This is a genomic window from Bacillus licheniformis DSM 13 = ATCC 14580 (assembly GCF_000011645.1).
Taxonomy (GTDB): domain Bacteria; phylum Bacillota; class Bacilli; order Bacillales; family Bacillaceae; genus Bacillus; species Bacillus licheniformis.
Genome location: NC_006270.3, coordinates 1,369,086 through 1,389,614 on the forward strand (window position 1 = coordinate 1,369,086; position 20,529 = coordinate 1,389,614).

At 49.7% G+C, this 20,529-nt stretch carries 15 protein-coding genes; 13 read left to right on the top strand and 2 right to left on the bottom strand.

The genetic code is table 11. The features are described from left to right. Positions 1 to 195 precede the first annotated feature (195 nt). The 11 genes from TRNA_RS28350 to TRNA_RS28400 all read left to right on the top strand — a co-directional run bounded on the left by TRNA_RS28350 (position 196) and on the right by TRNA_RS28400 (position 15,608). Positions 196 to 1,938 carry a rhamnogalacturonan lyase gene (locus TRNA_RS28350; RefSeq protein WP_124932219.1) on the top strand — a complete coding sequence of 581 codons (1,743 nt, stop codon included), beginning with the start codon at positions 196 to 198 and terminating at the stop codon, positions 1,936 to 1,938. Positions 1,939 to 2,113: 175 nt separating this feature from the next. Continuing rightward, on the top strand, positions 2,114 to 2,428 hold the full coding sequence (locus tag TRNA_RS28355; protein WP_009328710.1) for a hypothetical protein: 315 nt from the start codon (positions 2,114 to 2,116) through the stop codon (positions 2,426 to 2,428). A 40-nt stretch (positions 2,429 to 2,468) separates the two neighbouring features. Next, a complete protein-coding gene (locus TRNA_RS43195; RefSeq protein ID WP_003180915.1) occupies positions 2,469 to 3,587 on the top strand; it encodes a rhamnogalacturonan acetylesterase in 1,119 nt (372 codons plus the stop codon). Positions 3,588 to 3,655: 68 nt separating this feature from the next. Then, the gene (locus tag TRNA_RS28365) at positions 3,656 to 5,542 is read left to right on the top strand and encodes a rhamnogalacturonan lyase (RefSeq protein WP_009328709.1); all 1,887 of its coding nucleotides are present in this window, start codon (positions 3,656 to 3,658) and stop codon (positions 5,540 to 5,542) included. 144 nt (positions 5,543 to 5,686) lie between these two features. Then, complete coding sequence (mgrA, locus tag TRNA_RS28370; RefSeq protein ID WP_003180918.1) at positions 5,687 to 6,679, top strand: L-glyceraldehyde 3-phosphate reductase; 993 nt, start codon at positions 5,687 to 5,689, stop codon at positions 6,677 to 6,679. A 16-nt stretch (positions 6,680 to 6,695) separates the two neighbouring features. Then, complete coding sequence (locus TRNA_RS28375) at positions 6,696 to 7,340, top strand: rhamnogalacturonan acetylesterase (protein WP_011197824.1); 645 nt, start codon at positions 6,696 to 6,698, stop codon at positions 7,338 to 7,340. Next, complete coding sequence (locus tag TRNA_RS28380; RefSeq protein WP_011201618.1) at positions 7,337 to 9,334, top strand: beta-galactosidase; 1,998 nt, start codon at positions 7,337 to 7,339, stop codon at positions 9,332 to 9,334. Before TRNA_RS28375 ends, TRNA_RS28380 begins: the two co-directional genes overlap by 4 nt. Positions 9,335 to 9,509: 175 nt before the next feature. Then, a complete protein-coding gene (locus TRNA_RS28385; RefSeq protein ID WP_009328707.1) occupies positions 9,510 to 12,101 on the top strand; it encodes a hypothetical protein in 2,592 nt (863 codons plus the stop codon). A gap of 85 nt (positions 12,102 to 12,186) precedes the next feature. Further along, positions 12,187 to 13,710, top strand: a complete 1,524-nt coding sequence (locus TRNA_RS28390; protein ID WP_003180925.1) for an extracellular solute-binding protein — start codon at positions 12,187 to 12,189, stop codon at positions 13,708 to 13,710. A 41-nt stretch (positions 13,711 to 13,751) separates the two neighbouring features. Continuing rightward, a complete protein-coding gene (locus TRNA_RS28395; protein WP_003180927.1) occupies positions 13,752 to 14,705 on the top strand; it encodes an ABC transporter permease in 954 nt (317 codons plus the stop codon). Between the two features lie 18 nt (positions 14,706 to 14,723). Further along, positions 14,724 to 15,608: a carbohydrate ABC transporter permease gene (locus TRNA_RS28400; RefSeq protein WP_003180929.1), complete on the top strand. Its 885-nt coding sequence runs from the start codon at positions 14,724 to 14,726 to the stop codon at positions 15,606 to 15,608. Positions 15,609 to 15,645: 37 nt separating this feature from the next. Here TRNA_RS28400 and TRNA_RS28405 read toward each other — a convergent pair whose 3' ends face one another. Beyond that, positions 15,646 to 16,974 (bottom strand): APC family permease, encoded by a 1,329-nt coding sequence (locus TRNA_RS28405; protein WP_009328706.1) that lies wholly within the window; start codon positions 16,972 to 16,974, stop codon positions 15,646 to 15,648. A gap of 319 nt (positions 16,975 to 17,293) precedes the next feature. Here TRNA_RS28405 and TRNA_RS28410 point away from each other — a divergent pair, with 319 nt between their 5' ends. Beyond that, entirely contained in the window at positions 17,294 to 18,247 is a 954-nt protein-coding gene (locus TRNA_RS28410) for a ring-cleaving dioxygenase (RefSeq protein WP_011197826.1), read from the top strand. Positions 18,248 to 18,639: 392 nt separating this feature from the next. Then, positions 18,640 to 19,002 (top strand): hypothetical protein, encoded by a 363-nt coding sequence (locus tag TRNA_RS28415; protein ID WP_003180937.1) that lies wholly within the window; start codon positions 18,640 to 18,642, stop codon positions 19,000 to 19,002. Between the two features lie 173 nt (positions 19,003 to 19,175). On the opposite strand, the gene TRNA_RS28420 is transcribed toward TRNA_RS28415, so the two are convergent. After that, positions 19,176 to 20,474 carry a S1C family serine protease gene (locus tag TRNA_RS28420; RefSeq protein ID WP_011197827.1) on the bottom strand — a complete coding sequence of 433 codons (1,299 nt, stop codon included), beginning with the start codon at positions 20,472 to 20,474 and terminating at the stop codon, positions 19,176 to 19,178. Between the last annotated feature and the right edge of the window lie 55 nt (positions 20,475 to 20,529).

The window sequence follows — 20,529 nt, forward strand, 5'->3', positions numbered from 1 at the left end:
ATAAAAATGGAAGCCGTAATAGAATCCCTTTTGAGTAAGCGTTTACAAAAATGGTGAAGGGAGAAGATGATGAAAAAAGGAAAGAAAAGGTGGAAGAACCTGTTGGCCGCGTCATCTCTTTTATTAATCACGCTAGTGACCGGCTTCTCGGAGCAAGCTGAGGCAGACGGGCGGACGGCTGCGCAGGCAAGGCAAATGGAATCGCTTAACAGGGGGCTTGTCGCTGTTAAAACGGGGAACGGTGTCTTTGTCAGCTGGCGGCTTCTGGGAACCGAGCCGTCTTCTGTTTCATTTAATGTGTATCGAAACGGAAAGAAGCTGAACGGTTCTCCGATTACATCGAGCACAAACTATCAGGATGCAGGCGGGGATTTGAACGCCGTTTACCAGGTGCGCGCCGTTTTGAACGGCAGGGAGCAGGCTCCTTCTGAATCCGTCGGCGTATTGAATAAACAATATAAATCTGTTCCGCTGCAAAAACCGGCCGGAGGAAAAACGCCTGATGGGGTGTCATACACATACAGCGCCAATGATGCGAGCGTAGGCGACCTTGATGGAGACGGCCAATATGAAATCATTCTCAAGTGGGATCCTTCCAATTCAAAGGATAATTCACAGGACGGATACACGGGAGATGTGCTGATTGACGCATACAAGCTTGACGGCACCATGATGTGGAGAATCAACCTTGGCAAAAATATTCGCGCCGGCGCCCATTATACGCAGTTTCTCGTCTATGACTTTGACGGCGATGGAAAAGCGGAAATCGCCATGAAGACGGCAGACGGGACGAAGGACGGCAAAGGGAAGGTGATCGGCAATGCAAACGCCGATTACCGCAATGCCCAAGGCCGAATTTTGTCAGGGCCTGAGTATTTGACGGTTTTTAAAGGCGATACAGGCGCTGAGCTTACAACGGTCAACTACGAACCTGCCCGGGGAAATGTAGCCGATTGGGGAGACAGCTACGGCAACAGGGTTGACCGCTTTCTGGCCGGTGTCGCATACCTTGACGGGGAGCGGCCGAGTTTTGTCATGGCACGCGGTTATTACACGAGAACAGTGCTAGTCGCTTACAACTTCAGAGGCGGAAAGCTGACCAAGCTGTGGACGTTCGATTCGGATGCTCCCGGAAATGGCGCCTATGCCGGTCAAGGCAACCACAGTTTGAGCGTCGCCGACGTTGACGGAGATGGAAAGGACGAGATCATATACGGAGCGATGGCTGTCGATCATGACGGAAAAGGCCTCTACTCAACCGGCTGGGGACATGGGGATGCCATGCATACAGGGAACCTGGACCCGTCAAGGCCTGGACTGGAAGTCTTCCAAGTCCATGAAAACAGCAATTCTCCTTATGGCTTGTCCTTCCGCGATGCGAAAACAGGAAAGATCATCTGGGGAGTTCACGCAGGTAAAGATGTCGGACGCGGAATGGCCGCTGATATCGATCCGCGCTACGAAGGAGCGGAAGTATGGGCGAACGGCAGTCTTTATACGGCAAAAGGCGTAAAAATCGGAAACACATTGCCTTCATCAACGAACTTCGGCATCTGGTGGGACGGCGATCTCCAAAGAGAGCTTCTGGACAGCAACAGAATTGATAAATGGGATTATCAAAATTCGCGAACCGTCAACTTGCTGACAGCGTCCGGAGCTTCGGCAAATAACGGAACAAAAGCGACGCCGTCCCTGCAGGCGGACATTCTCGGAGACTGGCGCGAAGAAGTGGTCTGGCGAGCGGAGGACAGCAGCGAACTGCGCATCTACACGACGACAGACGTGACGGAGCACCGCATGTATACGCTGATGCATGATGCAGTCTATCGCCTCGGTATCGCCTGGCAGAATGTCGGCTACAACCAGCCTCCGCACACCGGCTTTTATTTAGGCGAAGGCATGCAGACACCGGAGAAGCCGAACATTTATACACGCTGATGATAAAGGGGAGCTGCATAATGAAGCGATATGTTCGCTGCTTATGGGTCATCCCCCTCCTTTTCTTTTTCATCATGGGAATGGGGGACCTGCGCAGCCGAAAGCCGCTGCCGCGCATCACAGTCAGGATCTTTTTCTGTTCGATTTTGGAAAAGGTCCCGCTGAGAAGGATTATGTGAAAGTGAACGAGTCCTCCGTGTATCAAAATGGTGCTGGCTACGGATTTTCTCAGGCAGGAAGCGCTGTGTGCAAAAAGACGCAAAAAAAAGAAGCGCTCAAAAAAGACTATTGTATCGTGAACCGGACGGCTTTTCTGGCAGATCTCTCCCCCGGCAAATACCGCGTGACCGTTTTTGCATCATCCAGCGGTGAATTGAAGCTTTATGCCGAAGGAGAAAAAATGGGGACGATCCCGGCCGGAGCAAAGGGAAGCTCAGCCGAAAAAGCGTTCACCGTTTCGGTGGAAGACGGGCGCCTCGATCTGGAGTGAAGGGGCCTCAGCCAAAGGTGTATGCCATCGAAATTTCGAGGTGTATCAGTTCGATTTCGGTGACGGGCCTCTTGCTTCGGGTTTTATTCCGGTAGGCGCTGCTTCGGCCTATACCCCTCTAAAAGGCTACGGATTTGACGACGCGGCAAAGGTGTCCTGCACGGACCGAGGTACGGCCGACCCGCTTCGTTCAGACTTCTGCATTCCGGATGGGACGGCGTTTACTGTCGATTTGCCTGACGGTCAATATCAAGTCCAAATCATAACCGGAGATGCGCGGGCAAAGACGAACATGGACGTACGGGCAAACGGCATGCTCCAGCTGTATTCGTTTGGAGCGGAAGCGGGCGGATACAACGAAAAAACGTTTCCGATTCATATTTCCGGCGGCCGTCTTTCGATCCAAGCCTTAACGGCGAGAACAATGCCGCGCCTTAATGCGTTGGTCATTACGAAGACGGCTTATCATGTGACGGATGACAACACGACGGTCTTTCTGGCGGGCGATTCCACGGTCTCCGATTATGAGCCCGGCTATGCGCCGATGGCAGGCTGGGGGCAATTTTTAGGCGGCTATTTCTCGGATGAAATCGTCATCGACAACCAGGCGAAACGCGCGAGAAGCGCGAAAAGTTTTGTGGATGAACGGTCGCTGGCTACGATTTTGAACCGGATGAAACGGGGCGACTATTTGTTGATTCAGTTCGGCATTAATGACGCAGGGCAAGATCCTGCCCGCCATACAGATCCGTATACGACATTTCAGGAATACTTGAGAACATATATTAACAAAGCCCGCGAAAAAGGAGGACGTCATGTGCTCGTCACTTCTCAAAGCAAACGTACCTATGATGAAAAGGGCGTTTTCTACAACAGCATCGGAGAATATCCGAACGCAATGAGACAGCTGGGACGGGAAATGAACGTTCCGGTGATCGATTTAAACAAAAAAAGCATTGAATATTACAACGAGATCGGCGTTGAAGCGACTAAAAACGTATTTATGTTTCTGGAACCGGGAGAAAGCCCGAATTATCCGGAAGGCATCCAGGACAGGGTGCATTTTCACGAGTTCGGCGCCAACCAATTGGCAAGGCTCGTCACAGGAGAAATCTCCGATTTGAATATATATCCGCTGAAACACTCGCTCAAGAAATAAGGTGTCGGGAGATCCGGTCTCCGGCTCTCCCGTTCGCCATTCCAAACCGCAAAGGGGGAGAGAGGACTATGGGAGAAAAGGACAGACATGCAGCAGCTGATCGCGTTCGTCCGGTGAAAACGGCGGCAAAACCGAAGCAAATGGAACACTTAAACCGCGGCCTTGTGGCGGTAAAAACAAAAAAGGGGGTTTTTCTCAGCTGGCGGCTCTTAGGAACCGATCCGGAAGAAACCGCTTTTAATCTATACCGCAACGGACAAAGAATCAATTCAACACCCATTTCATCATCGACCAACTTTCTTGATAAACACGGAAATGGAAAATCGCTTTATTATGTGTCCAAGGTTCTCGGAGATAAGGAAGTCGAGACGTCGCCCAAAACAGCTGTCTGGCAGAAGCCTTACTTGGAAGTTCCGTTAAACAAGCCTGACGGCGGGACAACTCCTGACGGCGCACCGTATACGTACAGTGCAAATGACGCGAGCATCGGAGATCTCGACGGCGATGGAGAATACGAAATTGTGCTCAAATGGGACCCGTCAAATTCGAAAGATAACGCGCACAACGGCTATACCGGAGAAGTCATCATCGATGCCTATAAGCTTGACGGGACATTCATGTGGAGGGTTCATCTCGGGAAGAACATCCGCGCGGGCGCCCATTATACCCAATTGATGGTCTATGATCTTGACGGCGACGGGAAAGCGGAAATTGCTATGAAGACGGCTGACGGAACAGTTGACGGAACCGGCCGGGTGATCGGCGATCAGGCTGCCGATTACAGAAATGAAGGTGGGCGAATTCTGGCCGGCCCTGAATATTTGTCGATTTTTCACGGGGAAACGGGAAGGGAATTGGCAACCGTGGATTACGATCCGCCGCGCGGAAGGCTTGAGGACTGGGGAGATGGATACGGCAACCGCATGGATCGGTTTTTGGCAGGCATCGCCTATTTGGACGGCGAAAGGCCGAGCCTTGTCATGGCCCGCGGCTATTACACAAGAACGGTGCTAGTCGCTTACAACTTCCGAGACGGCAAGCTGACCAAGCTGTGGACGTTTGACAGCGACAAGCCCGGAAATGAAGGCTATGCCGGGCAGGGAAACCATAGTCTGAGCGTCGCTGATGTCGACGGTGACGGGAAAGATGAGATCATCTACGGCGCGATGGCCGTTGATCATGACGGAACAGGGCTTTATACGACAGGGCTTGGACACGGTGATGCCATGCACGTGAGCGATCTTGACCCGGACCGGCCGGGGCTGGAAGTCTTTCAGGTGCATGAAGATCCGCGCCTTCCGTACGGCCTCTCATTTCGCGATGCGGGTACAGGGGAAATTCTCTGGGGAGTGCCGGCCGATACAGATGTTGGGCGGGGAATAGCCGCGCATATCGATCCCCGCTATAAAGGAGCGCTTGTCTGGGCGATCGATCCACCGGGCAATGAAGGAAAATCGTACGGCCTCTATACGAGTAAGGGAGAAAAGCTCAGCGATGCCGCTCCGGCTTCGGCCAATTTTGCGATTTGGTGGGACGGCGATCTTCTCCGCGAGCTGCTTGACCACGATTGGAAAGAACCCGCAGGCATCCCCAAAATTGATAAATGGGACTATCACAGCGGCAGGCTGGTCAATCTGCTCACCGCTGACGGAACGCTGTCTAACAATTGGACGAAAGGGACGCCAGTGCTTCAGGCCAATTTGTTCGGCGATTGGCGCGAAGATGTCGTGTTCCGCACAGTCCGAAGCGATGCTCTGCGAATTTACACAACGACCGAGCCGACTGAACACCGTTTCTATACGTTCATGCACGATCCCGTCTACCGCCTGGGGGTAGCCTGGCAAAATGTCGCTTACAATCAGCCGCCTCATCCCGGGTTTTATGTGGGAACCGGAATGGACAAGCCGCCCCGGCCGAATATTTATACCGTTCCTTGTAAGAGAAATGAAGAATGAAAGAGAACGGCGGTTCAGCATGCGCTGGGCCCGGGGCACCGGCAGAAATATTCAACTTACAAAAAAGTATGATTGTAATCTTACAGCCTGTTCCATAAAATGATTGGTAAGCATTTTCATTACAAAATGAAAAGGGGGATCCATATGGGGTATCAGGCGAGTGATGTACGCTATGAAAATATGAAATACAACCTCTGCGGGCATTCAGGATTAAAACTGCCTGCTTTGTCTTTAGGGCTTTGGCACAATTTCGGAGAAGCGGCTTCCTTGCAAAATGCCAAAGCGCTGTTAAGAAAAGCATTTGACCTGGGTATCACCCACTTTGACTTGGCGAATAATTACGGTCCGCCGCCCGGTTCTGCCGAAGAAACATTCGGAAAAGCGCTGAAAACCGATTTTGCCGGCTACCGCGATGAAATGGTCATCAGCACGAAAGCCGGCTATACGATGTGGCCCGGACCATACGGCGATTGGGGATCAAAAAAGTATCTCGTGGCGAGCCTTGATCAAAGTTTAAAACGAATGGGCATCGATTATGTCGATATATTTTATTCACACCGCCCTGACCCCCATACACCGCTGGAAGAGACGATGGGAGCGCTCGCCCACATCGTCAGGCAAGGAAAAGCTTTATATGTCGGTTTGTCGAACTACAGTGCTGAACAGACCGAAAAGGCGGCTGATATTTTGCAAGAATACGGGATTCCGCTCCTCATCCATCAGCCCAAATATTCAATGTTCCACAGAGAACCGGAAAAAGGCCTGCTGCAAGTGCTGCAGAAAAAAGGAGCCGGGGCGATCGCGTTTACACCTCTTGCCCAAGGGCTTTTAACAACGAAATATTTGACAGGGATTCCCGCCGGGTCAAGAGCCGCTGATGCGAACAGTCCGTTTTTGCAGGCCGAGGGCATCACAGAAGACGTGCTCGGCAAGGTCCGCAAGCTGAATCAAGTGGCTGCCGAACGCGGCCAGTCTCTTCCGCAAATGGCGATAGCCTGGCTATTAAAAGACCCGCGCGTCACCTCGGTGCTGATCGGCGCGAGCAAAACCGAACAGATCGAAGAAAATGCCGCGGCGCTTAAGTCCGCTCGATTCTCAGCTGAAGAACTCGACACAATTGATAAAATTCTTTCATAAATAAGGAGTGGTCGTGATGACAATCAGCATCTATTTGGCCGGCGATTCGACCGTGCAGCATTATAAGGCTGATTCGCCTCAGGGAGGCTGGGGCGAATTTCTCCAGTCTTATTTATCCGGAAATGTACAGGTGATCAACCGGGCAATCGGGGGCCGGAGTTCAAAAACGTTCGTTGAAGAAGGAAGACTTGCATCTATTTTGGATGTGATCAAACAGGATGATTGGCTGTTCGTTCAGATGGGGCACAATGATGCGTCGAAAGACAAACCAGAACGCTATACAGAGCCGTATACGACGTATAAACAATACTTGAAAATGTACGTTGACGGCGCGCGTCAAAAAGGGGCATCGCCGCTTCTCATCACACCTGTCGCAAGGCTCCATTACAAAGACGGCGTCTTTTTAAACGATTTCCCGGACTACTGCATTGCGATGAAGCAGGTCGCAAGCGAAGAAAACGTCCGCTTGATCGATTTAATGGACAAAAGCCTTCAGCATTTTGCGGAAAAAGGATACAGCGAAGTATTTAAATATTTTATGATCTCGGAAAATGTCAACGACTATACACATTTTACGAAAAAAGGGGCCCGGGAAATGGCGAAGCTCGTCTCGGAGGGCATTCGAGAGCTTGGGCTGCCGTTTGTCAAAGAGACGGTATGAAGATGAACGGAAAGCTGTACCATGGCGCTTGCTTTTATCCCGAATTGTGGGATGAGGATGTGCTGGATGAAGATATCAGGATGATGGAGCGAATCGGGATCAATGTTGTCAGAATCGGGGAGTTTGCCTGGTCAAGGATGGAGCCTGAAAAAGGAAGGATCGATGTCGGATTTTTTGCAGACGTCATCCGAAAGCTCCGCGACAACAAAATTGAAACGGTCATGTGCACGCCGACTGCGACGCCGCCGATCTGGCTGACCCACGGGCACCCGGAAAGAATGCATGTGAATGAAAAAGGGGAGACGATGGGACACGGTTCGAGGCAGCATGCCTGCACAAACCATCCCTATTTCAGAGAGCGGGCCCGGCTGATCATCAAACATATCGCCAAAGAGATCGGAGAACTGCCGGGATTGATCGGATGGCAGCTTGACAATGAATTCAAATGCCATGTCGCAGAATGCATATGTGAAACGTGCCGCACATTATGGCACAAATGGCTGGAAGACCGCTATCAGACGATTGACCGTCTGAATGAGGCATGGGGTACGGGCGTATGGAGCGAAACGTATCAGTGCTTCGAGCAAGTCCCGCAGCCCGGACCGACCCCGTTTTTGCATAATTCTTCTTTAAGGACAATGTATCAGCTGTTTTCGATGGACAAGATTTCTGAATTTGCGCGTGAACAGGCTGAGGTGATCAGAGCATACTCCGATGCCCCGATCACCCATAATAGCAGCGTCATGTTCGGCGTTGATCATGAAGACCTTTTCAAGAGCCTTGATTTTGCCTCGTTTGATACGTACGCCAGCCAGGAAAACAGTCAAGCCTTTTTGTTTAATTGTGATTTATGGAGAAACATCAAAAAAGGACGGCCGTTTTGGATTATGGAGACGAGCCCTTCCTACAGCGCTTCGCTTGAAAGCTATGCGGCGCCTCATCAAAACGGCTATTTGAAAGCTGAAGCGGTTTCTTCTTATGCTCTTGGCGGAGCCGCGTTCTGCTATTGGCTGTGGCGCCAGCAGAGAGCCGGGTCTGAACAGCCGCACGGATCAGTGCTCAGCGCATGGGGGGAGCCTGATGTGGGATATGAAAATGTGCTCGAAGCCGAGCGGGCAAGACGAGAGGTTGAACACATCATGCTGGCTACGGCTCCTTTGCAGGCTGAAACAGCTGTCGTCTATTCGGACCGTGCGAAGGTGTTTTTGAAAACGGAGCCTCATCGGGGTCTTCATTACAGAACGCTGATCACCGAGTTTTATGACCGATTATTAAAGATGGGCATTCACAGGGATGTCATTCTTGAAGGGAGCCCGCTGGACGGCTACAAACTGCTGTTTACGCCGTTTATTCATTATCTTCCCCCTGCTTTTATCAAAAAAGCCGAAGCATTTGCACAAAGCGGCGGCATTTGGATTGCGGGTCCGCTGACGGGCGGAAGAACAGAGCACCATACGATTCACACTGATTGCGGATTGGGGCCTTTAGAAAAATGTTCTGGTGTTAAAACGCTGTTTACATTCCCGATGGATGAGCGGAACTCAAGCGGAACGGCGTTTGGCGTAAAGGCGCCGCTGAGCTTGTGGAGCGCTGTTTTTGAAGCCGGCGGCACCAAGGCTGTCGGGATGATTGAGAAAGGCCCGGCGTCAGGCAAAGCGTTCATCACGGAACACAAATGCGGAAAAGGCAAAATCGTCATGCTCGGGTCGATGCCGGCAGGCGAAGCGGGGGACATCATGATGAAAAAGCTGATCAGCCATTATGCCGAAGAAGCGGGCGTTGAGCAGAAAACCGATGTCACTCCCGGAACAGTCGTCGCGCCCCGGAAAGGAGCAGACGGTCTTGTCTGGGTCGTGATCAATATGGACGGCAAAGGAGGCGCAGTGACACTTGACGGCAACGGAACCGATCTTTTATCCGGCAGGCCCGTAACCGGACGCGTAACACTCGGCCCGCACGACTACCGCGTGATTTTGTTATCAGAGAATAAATGAATCGCCGCAGGCTCTTGCCCGCGGCTTTTTTGGTTTGTTTTGCAAAAAACGATGATTCCTGCAAAAAAGGAGTTGGCATCCCGCTATCATAAGCAAAAAAGGAATATTGACGGTCAATAGGCTAAACAGGAAAATATTCACTGACCAATCGGTTGAACAGAAAGGAGGAACGCTTGTGAAAGCACAGGCTGAACTAAAATGGCTGAATAGAGCGCCTGCTTCGTTCGGCGGGGTGACTTGGGGAGTGCCTTGGGCAAAAGGAGTGCTGCAAAAAGGGGAGACGGCCGTCATCGCTTCGGAAAACGCCCCGTATTTGCAAACATGGCCGCTTGCATATTGGCCTGACGGCTCGATTAAATGGACGGGCCATGCCGCAGTATTCCCAGAAGAAAGCGGACGCCGATTTACATTGCAAAAAGGAAAGCCCGGCGCGCCGAAAACCGTCGTCCGTGTCAGCGAGCAGAAAGACGAAATCACGGTGAATACGGGCGCGATAGTCTGCAAGCTCGGAAAGTCGGGGCCGGCACTGATCCGTTCGATTTCCATTTCCGGGGAAATGATGGCGAAAGAAGGACGGCTCATCGCTTTAAAAGAAAAAAGAAGCGGTTCAGATACACAAAGCATGTATTATATTGAACGGTTTGAGAGCTTGGTCAAACGTGCGGCAATCGAACAAAACGGTCCGGTCAAGACAGTCATCAAGATTGAAGGCGTCCACCGCGGCGGAGGCATCGATGTTTGGCTCCCTTTTACCGTCAGGCTTTCTTTCTATGCCGGTGTCCCGTCCATCCGGATCGTGCACACGATCTTCATCGACTGTAACGCAGAAACGGAATGGATCAAAGGACTCGGTTTAGAGATGAGCGCGGTTTTGAGCGGAGCGCCAAGAAACAGGCATATTCGCTATGCAGCCGACGGAGGAATTTACGGAGAGGCTTCTCAGCTGCTTGTGACGAGAAGATTTAATGAAACAAACGGGTTCTATGAACGACAGATAGCCGGACAGCCTGTCCCGGAAGAGTCGGAAGTCGTGCGTGATGCAGAGAAAAACGCCGTCTGGAACGATTTCAAGCTCATTCAGGATTCCCCTGTTCACTGGCGCTTAAAAAAGCGAACCGGCAAAGACTGCGCCTGGGTGGACGCGATTCATGGGGGGAGAGCGAAAGGGCTGATGTATGCAGGCGGGGAAAATGGCGGCATCGCGCTCGGCCTCAGAAACTTCTTTGAAAAATATCCATCATCGCTTGAAGCGCAAGGTCTTGCCGGCGGCGAAACAAAATTGACGGCATGGTTCTGGCCCCCTGAAGCTGAAGCGATGGACTTCCGCCATTATTCAAAAGGCACTCACGTTGAAAGCGCATATGAAGGGTTTGCCGAAATGAGGTCGACGGCTGTCGGCATTGCCAATACGAGCGAAGTCAACCTCGCCTGTTTTTCAAATCCGCCGAGTAATGAAGAGCTGAACAGAGCGGCGGACGAATGGCAAAATCCCCCATTGCTTATTTGTGAGCCTGACTATTATTATGACACCCGCGCTTTGGGTGTTTGGAGCCTGAAAGATAAACGGCGCCCGCTCTCAGCTGCGCTTGAAGATCAGCTGGACGAGGCTCTCAAGTTTTACATGAACGAAGTCGAACAGCGGGGCTGGTACGGCTATTGGCATTACGGTGATGTGATGCATACGTACGATGCCGTCCGGCATGTATGGCGGTATGACCTGGGCGGCTATGCATGGCAAAACACGGAACTCGTACCGAACCTCTGGCTTTGGCAGTCTTTTTTTAGATCCGGGAGGGAAGACATCTTCAGAATGGCAGAAGCGATGACTCGTCACACTAGCGAAATCGACTGCTACCATTTCGGGGATTATAAAGGCCTCGGTTCAAGGCACAATGTCCTCCATTGGGGCTGCGGCTGCAAGGAAGCGAGAATCAGCATGGCCGGCCTCCACAAGCCTTATTATTTTTTGACGGCGGATGAGAGAACGGGGGAAGTGTTAACCGAGGTGAAAGATGCCGATCGAGCGCTTGAGATGCTTGATCCGATGAGAGCCTATTATCCGGAAAAAGAGTTCCCTGCCCACGCGAGAGTTGGCCCCGACTGGGCGGCGTTCTGTTCCAATTGGCTGACGGAATGGGAGCGGACCGGTGATGAAGCGTACCTTGATAAAATCAACCGGGGAATCGGCCGGCTCAAAGCGCTGCCTCTTCGTCTGCTGTCCGGGCCGACTTTCGGATACGATCCTAAAGCTTCAGATCTGCTTCATATGGGTGACGGGAATCATGGCGGCTATCATATGGTCATCGCCTTTGGCGCCCCGCAAACATGGATGGAGCTTGCAGAACTGCTGGAGGATAACGAATGGAAGGAGATGCTCGGCGAATTCGGCGAATTTTATTTGCTGGCTGATGAAGAAAAGCGCAAGAGGAGCGGCGGGAAGCTTCACGATGATTTATTTCACTGGCCGATGTTCTCCGCTGCCATGGCCGCTTATGCTGCGAGGCTTCACCAAGACCGGAAGCTTGCCGAAAAAGCATGGCGGCTGTTGCTGGACGAAAAACAAAGCCATACACCGCTGCCGATCGCTCCAAAACAAGTCCATGCGTGGAACACGATCACGGAAATCCCTTGGGTCACGACAAACTGCGTCTCACAATGGTGCCTCAACACAATAGCCGTGCTGGAGCTGCTCAAGGATATGCCGCCTGATCAGGACATGCAAGAAAAGATCATCAAAGCAATGAAAGATCATCCCGCTCGCGTGTGAGGGCAAAAAATGAAGGTTGCCGGAAAAATGTAAGCGTTTTAAATTCGAGTGGAACAATGAAACGATCAAAAGGGGGAATTGTAAAATGGCAAGACTGAAGCTGAAGGGAAACAAGTGGCTCGCTGCACCCGCTGTCTTTTTGCTCCTTATCGGGTGCAGTGCAAATGAGACGTCGAATCAAGACGGGAAAGGAAAAGAGAAGGATGCCATTCATATTATGGCTCCGCTCCTCTCGCCGGAAAGTCCGGGAGAAAACAGTCCGTCTTTAAAAGCGCTCGAAAAATACACGAAAAAACAAATTAAAGTGACATGGGTTCCGAACTCTTCCTATAATGATAAATTCAACATCGTCATGGCCTCGGGGGATTTGCCGCAAGCCATTGTCGTCACGGACAAGTCGCCGGGTTTTATCAAGTCTGTCAAATCAGGCGCGTTCTGGGAGCTTTCACCTTATTTAAAAGACTACCCGAACCTTGGAAAGGCCGATGAGAAAGTGATGAAGAACAGTTCCATTAACGGCGAGATTTACGGCATTTACAGGGCGAGGGACCTCATCCGCGCTTCGATTATCATCAGAACGGACTGGCTCGAAAATGTCGGCCTGGAGATGCCGAAAACAATCGACGAATTTTACGACGTACTGAAAGCGTTTAAAGAAAAAGACCCCGACGGAAACGGAAAGGACGATACGTACGGCATGGTAGTCCCGAAATGGATGGGGCTAGGCAACGGGAGCCCATGGGATATTATGCAGACATGGTTCGGTGCTCCAAACCGCTACGGAGTAGACGAAAAAGGGGAACTCATTCCGGACTTCACAACAGAAGAATATATGGAAGCGCTGCGTTTTTTCAAAAAGCTGTATGATGAGGGGCTGATCAATAAAGACTTCGCCGTAATGGATTCAGCGAAGTGGAACGATCCGGTCGTCAAAGGGAAAGCTGGTGTGATCGTCGATACCGGTTCGCGGGCATCGCAGATACAAAGCGCAATGGAGGAAGCCGATCCCGGAAACAAGGATGTGATCGATGTCATCGGAACGGTCAAAGGCCCGAAAGGAACGTATACATTCCCGACATCAGGATACGCCGGAATGATTGCCATCCCGAAAGCGAGCGTCAAAACGGAAAAAGAACTAAAAGAAGTGCTCGGCTTCTTGGACAAAATGAACGATGAAGAGGCACAGATCATTGCCAATAACGGCGTAAAAGGGCGCAACTATAAGCTTGAAAACGGTGCGTACACGTCCCTTGAAAAAAACAACAAAAAACTGCTTTACGAGCACGAGGGTCTTGCGCAGTTCAGCATGGGCATTCCGGAACAAAGATACTATGTGGAAAAGCAAGAATCAAAGCTGTTTAAACACCGTGAACAGATTCGCAAAGAAGGGGAGAAAATCGCCGTATTCAACCCGGCAGAATCGCTCGTTTCAGATGTATACACCCAAAAAGGGGCACAGCTTGACAACATCATCCTCGATGCCAAAACACAGTTTATCATCGGCGACATCGATGAAAAAGGCTTTCAAGACGCCGTTGAGCTTTGGTATAAAAGCGGGGGCGAAGATTTGATGAAAGAACTGAACAAACGCTACAAGGAGACTAAATAGCTCAGGTCTTTAAACAGCACACGAAAGGGGGGATGCGGCACATGGAAATCACCGCAAAAACAGGGAAGCCCGCTGTTAAGACAGAAAAGAAACCGACTGGGCTAGAGGCCGTAAAACGGGATAAATGGCTTTATCTTCTGCTTGTTCCCGGTGTTTTATATTTTCTCATATTTAAATATTGGCCGATGTGGGGCGTATTAATCGCCTTCAAGGATTATTCGCCTTATCTCGGATTTTGGCAGAGCGAATGGGTCGGATTCGAGTATTTTAAAGATTTCTTTATGAATCCTGACTTCTTCCGTCTGCTCCGAAACACGCTTATGCTGGCCGCTCTCGATTTGATCTTTGCATTTCCGGCCCCGCTCATTGTCGCTCTTTTACTGAATGAACTGCGGCACGCCATCTATAAACGGTGCATTCAGACGTTTATATATGTTCCGCATTTCGTCTCATGGACGATCGTCGTCAGCATAACGTTTGTCTTTTTCACGGTTGATACGGGCGTGATGAATAAAGTGCTGCAAAGCATAACGGGCCGAGAGATTGCGTTTCTCTCAGATCCCGAATGGTTCAGGCCGATGATTGTGCTGCAAAGCATATGGAAGGAGACGGGCTGGGGAACGATCCTGTTTCTGGCGGCGCTCGCTTCGGTTGACCAAGAGCAGTATGAAGCGGCAGTGATGGACGGTGCAGGAAGGTTGAGGAGAATGTGGCACATTACCCTTCCGGCCATCAGAAGCACGATCGTCGTGCTTCTCATCTTAAGAATCGGCAGCTTTTTGAACATCGGCTTCGAACAGATTTTTTTAATGACCAATTCCTTAAACCGGAGCGTAGCTGAAATCTTCGACACATATGTCTATGTTGTCGGAATCACGCAGGGCGCATACAGCTACAGTACGGCAGTCGGTCTTTTCAAATCGGTTGTCGGGATCATCCTGATATTCTGCGCCAACTATATCGCGAAAAAGTTTGACCAGGACGGTCTGTTTTAATGAATGGAGGTGAAAGGGATGTCCGGTGCGGAAACGATCCATAACACAAAAGCGGGCCGGGTGTTCGATTGGTTTAATGTGATCTTTCTCGGCTGCTGCGGACTGATAACCGTCTTGCCTTTTCTGTATATTATCGCGGGGTCATTTGCGACGGAGGCCGAGCTGGCGGAAAGGAGCTTCTTTATCTTTCCCGAGACGTTCTCGCTTGACGCGTACCGCTATATTTTTTCAACGCCGACATTTATCAGGAGCATGGGGGTGTCTGTGCTTATAACGGTCGTGGGAACGATCGTCCAGCTCTTTTTTACATTTACGATGGCCTATCCTCTTGCAAAACGGCACATCAAGGGAAGGAATCTGCTTTTGAATCTCGTCATTTTTGCGATGCTTTTCAGCGGAGGAATGATTCCGACGTATATCGTCGTCAAATCACTGGGACTGCTCGATTCCTATTGGGCGCTGATTTTGCCGATGGCGATCAACCCGTTCAATCTCATTATTATTAAAAACTTTTTTCAGCAGCTTCCGAAAGAGCTTGAGGAGTCGGCCAAGATTGACGGCTGTTCAGAAATCGGCGTGTTCTTAAGGATCGCACTGCCGCTGTCTAAGCCGATTATTGCGACTTTTGCGCTGTTTTATGCGGTCGGCATTTGGAACGACTTTTTCCATGCTTTGCTGTACATCAATGACAGTGCGAAATGGCCGCTGCAAATGGTGCTGCGCCAAGTGACGATTCTTTCGGATCTGACGGGGACGACGAATGATATGATGGAAACGGTGCCGCCTGAACAATCGATCAAACTGGCCGTCATCGTCATTGCGACGCTTCCGATTTTAGCCGTGTACCCGTTTTTGCAGAAGCATTTTGCCAAAGGCATTCTGATCGGGTCTGTGAAGGGATAAAAAAAAACCGCCGGGCTCATGTGCCGGCGGCTTCGGCTCAGGCAGCTGAGCCGTTTTTATTTCTTTTTTTCATCCAAAAATAAACCGGGAGACCGACGAGACCGATCAAGATCGACCACAGGCAGCTGTAGAAGTCTGTGATGAGCGTGCTGACAAGGACAAACAATGACCCGAGAATCGCCGCTACAGGCAGGTAAGGATAGAGCGGCACGCTGTAAGATCTTCCTTGGCCGTTCTTCCGTCTCCGCAAAATAAATACCGCGAAAAACGCCATGACATAGAAGATGTAAATCATAAAAATCGAAACCTCTGACAGCTTTTCAGGATTGCTGATGATCATTAAAATGACAGCGATAATCATCTGGACGATGACTGCGATCCAAGGCGTATGGAATGCCGGATGAACATGCGAGATCCAGCGGGAGAAAGGCAGCTGTTTTTTCTCAGCCATCGCAAAGATCACGCGCGGAAAAGACAGAACCTTTCCGTTTAAGCAGCCGAAGATGCTGACGATAATTCCGATGGATATCAGCTTGCCGCCGAGCGGCCCGAACAGCATGGTCGCGGCTGTGCTTGTCGCATTTTCGCCGAGCTTGACAATCTGATCGGCAGGAAGAATGTGAAGCAGCGCCAAGTTAATGAACAGATAGCAGGCAGTGACGATCAGTATGCCGCCTGTCATCGCTTTCGGAAGCACTTTTTCCGGATTCTTCATTTCTCCGCCGAGTGCTGCAAGAAGGATCCAGCCGTCATACGCGAATAGCGTCGCCAATACCGCCGCCCCGAAGTTTTGGCTGGCGATGCTCTCCGTGACCGAACTGAAAATATATTCATCGCCCTGCCATAGACCGAACACAATGATACATACAATGGGAATCAGCTTTCCGATCGTTGTGATCGTCTGAACCGCTCCGCCGTATTTTGTTCCGACGATGTTGACGATGCATAAAAAGGCGACGGTGATGATGCCGATGAGTGCAGTCCAGGATTTATCCCAGGAAAACAAGTTGGCCACAAGCGAGCCGAAATATAATCCAAGTGCGCCGATGATGGCCGGTCCGTAGATGATGATCTGCACCCAGCCGCATAAGAAGCCCCAGAACTCGCCGTAAATTTCTTCAAGATATGTGTAAAGACCGCCTGTTTTCGGAATCTGTGCGCCCAGTTCAGCGATGGTCAGCCCGCCGGCAAGCGTCAAGATTCCGCCGAGAAGCCAGGCGAAAAGAGCGATTTGTGCGTTTCCGGAATAGGAAAGCACGCTGCCGGGCTTCATAAACACGCCGGAACCGATGATCGTTCCAATCACAAGAGATAGCGCAAATAACAAGCCTATCTCTTTTTTTAGTCCGTTTGCTTCTGCATTCATTGCTATGCCTCCCATTGATGTGATCTCTTTCATAGAAAACTATTTTTATATTGTAATACCTTTTTTAAAAAAGAAAAATTAAATAAATTTTCTGATTTTCGTATTTCTTGTATATGTTAAACATTTCAAGGTCGTAAACCCCGGGATAACCATCAATAACCGAACTTTAATATATGATTTTTGATATATTGTTAGTTTTTATAGGAGAGGGAGGGAGGCCCGACCGGGAAGACGGTTTGGTTGACTTTTCAAATCAAATCGCCTATTTTGGAGAAAGAATAAATCTCGAATTCGAGATATTTAATTGGGAGATGATAGAATGAACGTAAATGGCATTCACCACGTATCTGCTTTAACAGCAAACGCCCAGCATAACCTGGATTTCTATGTCAAAGGGCTTGGCATGAAACTGATAAAGAAATCGGTCAATCAGGACGATCCGACCATGTACCACTTGTTTTACGGGGATGAAGTCGCGTCTCCGGGTTCGGATTTGACATTTTTCGAGATTCCGATGCTTGCCCGGAGACGGGAAGGGACGAACTGTATTTCGGCCGTATCACTTCGGGTTCCCGGTGAACAAGCACTCGAATTTTGGGAGAAGCGGCTTCATGAGCTCGGCACAGAGATTTGCGGCATCGAGACGCGTGCGGGGCGGAGCATTCTCCGCTTTTTAGATCATGAAGGACAGAACATGATGTTTGTAGCTGATGAAAAGGGAAAAGACCATGGAGTGCCTGTGAAAAACGGCGTCATTCCTGAGGATGCTGCAATCAGGGGGCTCGGCCCGGTCGAACTGACTGTCAGGGACGCCGGTCCGACGGCGGCGGTGCTGACCGATATTCTCGGCTTTCATAAAATCGGTGAGGAACAGGCTGACGAATCCGGCCAAACGCTTCACATATTTGAATCGGGTGAAGGAGGAGCAGGCACGGAGGTGCATGTGAAACAGTCAGATGACGGCAGAAGAGAGCGTCCCGGAAGAGGAAGCGTCCATCATGTCGCTTTCCGCGTCAAAGATGAAGAAGAACTTAAGCAGTGGCATGAGATAATCAGTGAGAACGGCTTTTCGAATTCAGGGATTGTGGAACGCTATTATTTTAAGGCGCTGTATTTCAGAGAACCGAACGGCATACTTTTTGAACTGTCGACTGACGGTCCTGGCTTTGCCGTTGATGAATCAATTGATGAGCTCGGCCAAAGCCTTGCCCTTCCGCCGTATCTCGAGCATCGGCGGAAAGAGATTGAAGCGCGGCTGAAACCGATCCGATAAAAAAACGAGGTCCCGAAAAGGACCTCGTTTTTTATATAGGCTCTGTTAAACGTAAATGTTGATATTTGATAACTTTCCATAATATTGGTATAATCAGATGAGAACAAACATTCGATGAGAGGCTATCAAGGTGAGCGAAGCGTTTGCAACTTGTTAAAGTATATCGGCAAATTACCACGAGCTGAAAAAGAACAAGTGTACCAATGGGTTAAACGCTATGCTGAACCTTCTTCCATTGTTGGTGTTCGATTATAACAGAGACATATGACAGTTTGCGACTCGCAAAAATGAATGTGCAGTCCTAATTCAACCATTCAGTAGGATTGTTAGAAAGCGCTGAATAGAAATTTATAAAATGTTGGGTTATTAAAAATGAAAAGTGAGGTTTGTATATGAATACTGTCAGCCAAGAAATCCAAGATTTGTCCATTAAATCTTTGGAATCAACTTTTAATAAACTAACAAATGCTTATAAAAGCACGACAGAAAAAGGTTCAAACACAACTCTTGTCAAAAAGAGACTAAACGCAGTGAAAATTGGTTTAGAAAGCCTAAAAGGTACTTGGTATGGAGAAGATTTCGGCTATAACGAAGAAATCATATTGACTACTAAAAAAGTTTTAAAAGGTATCATTCCATCTATTGAAAAACAAATAGCAAAAGCAAAAGAAGGCAGTCCTCAAAAAACATTAAATGAGCGTCGCCTGACTGCACTAAAACTGGCAATCGAATCTTTGGAGAACCGTCTTATATAAGACGGTTCTTAAATTGTTTCAGAATCGTGTGAGTTACATAACAAGATTGAAGGAAACCGTTTTTACTACGGCTTCCCTTTATTTTTGCGTATTTAACAACATCCAAATCTAACAGAGTCTTTATATAAAAGGCATCCGGCACAGCCGGCGGCCCCGTAAAGGGGGGCATGCTGTTAAGATGATGCGGATTCTTTCTGGTCAAGGGTGATTTGTTTTGTCATGGTTTTGCCGTTTCGAATGAGGGTAACCTTTACCGTATCCCCGATTTTTGCATCGTTGTAAAGAAGGTTGCGCAGCGCGCTTCCTGTATCGGTTTCTTTTCCGTTAAAGCTGACGATGACATCGTTCTCTTTAAGGCCCGCTTTTTCAGCTGGGGAGCCTGAAGCGACCTGGCGGATGTAGACGCCTTTGTTTAACTGGCTGCCGCTTAATCCGAGGGTGCCTGTTTGATAGTTTTCCGGCACCTGCTCAAGATCCATCATGCCGATTCCGATGAACGGGCGCTCAATTTTTCCTTTAGACATCAGCTCTTCTGCAATCGGTTTGACATCATTGCTTGGAATCGCAAATCCGATGCCTTCTACTCCGCTTTCACTGATTTTCATGCTGTTGATGCCGATCACTTCACCCTTTGTATTCAAAAGGGCGCCTCCGCTGTTGCCGGGGTTGATGGCCGCGTCGGTTTGAATGACGTTCATCTCGGTTTGGCCTGCGGATGTATCTACGGAAACGGTCCGATCAACACCGCTGATGATGCCTTGTGTCACCGTGCGGGACAGATCTTTGCCGAGCGGGTTTCCAATAGCGATCACCGATTCGCCTGCTTTCAAGCTTGACGAATCGCCGAAAGAGGCGACTTTTTCCACGTGATCAGCGGAAATTTCAACAACGGCAAGGTCTGTCAACGAATCGCTGCCCAGCAATTTACCTTCCACTTCTTTGCCGTTGGACAGGGAAACCGTCAGTTTAGACGCGCCTTCGACAACGTGGTTATTTGTAATAATGTATGCTTTGCCGTTTGCTTTTTTATAGATGACACCTGAGCCTGTGCCTGTTTCTTGTTCGCTTGAGCTGCTGCTGTTGCTTTCAAAACCGAACATACCGCTCTCTGTTTGTTTTTGATAGTTTGAAATACCGACGATGGCGGGAGATACATTTTCAACCATTGTAGAAATGTCGGACGAATTGGTGCTGGACAATTTTTCGGTATTCGCTTTAGTGGAAGAAGCCGATGAGTTCGACGTCTCGTTTGTTTGCGTCTGGACGGATGTATTGGCCGTTTCGTCTTTGCTATGCTGGTATGTCGTGACGCCGAGAACGAGGCTTCCTCCGATGATGCCGCTGAGAATCGGCGTCATCCACGAGAGTCTCCGCTTTTGCTGTTCTGCTTTTTTTATCGCCTGGTCGGGCTTTTGATCGGAGACGATGAGTTCGTTTTTTGTTTCAAGCTGATCTTCTCTATTATATTCCATCATTTTCACGCTCCTATTGCTATCATATCCTTTGATGCCTTAATCATAAACAAAG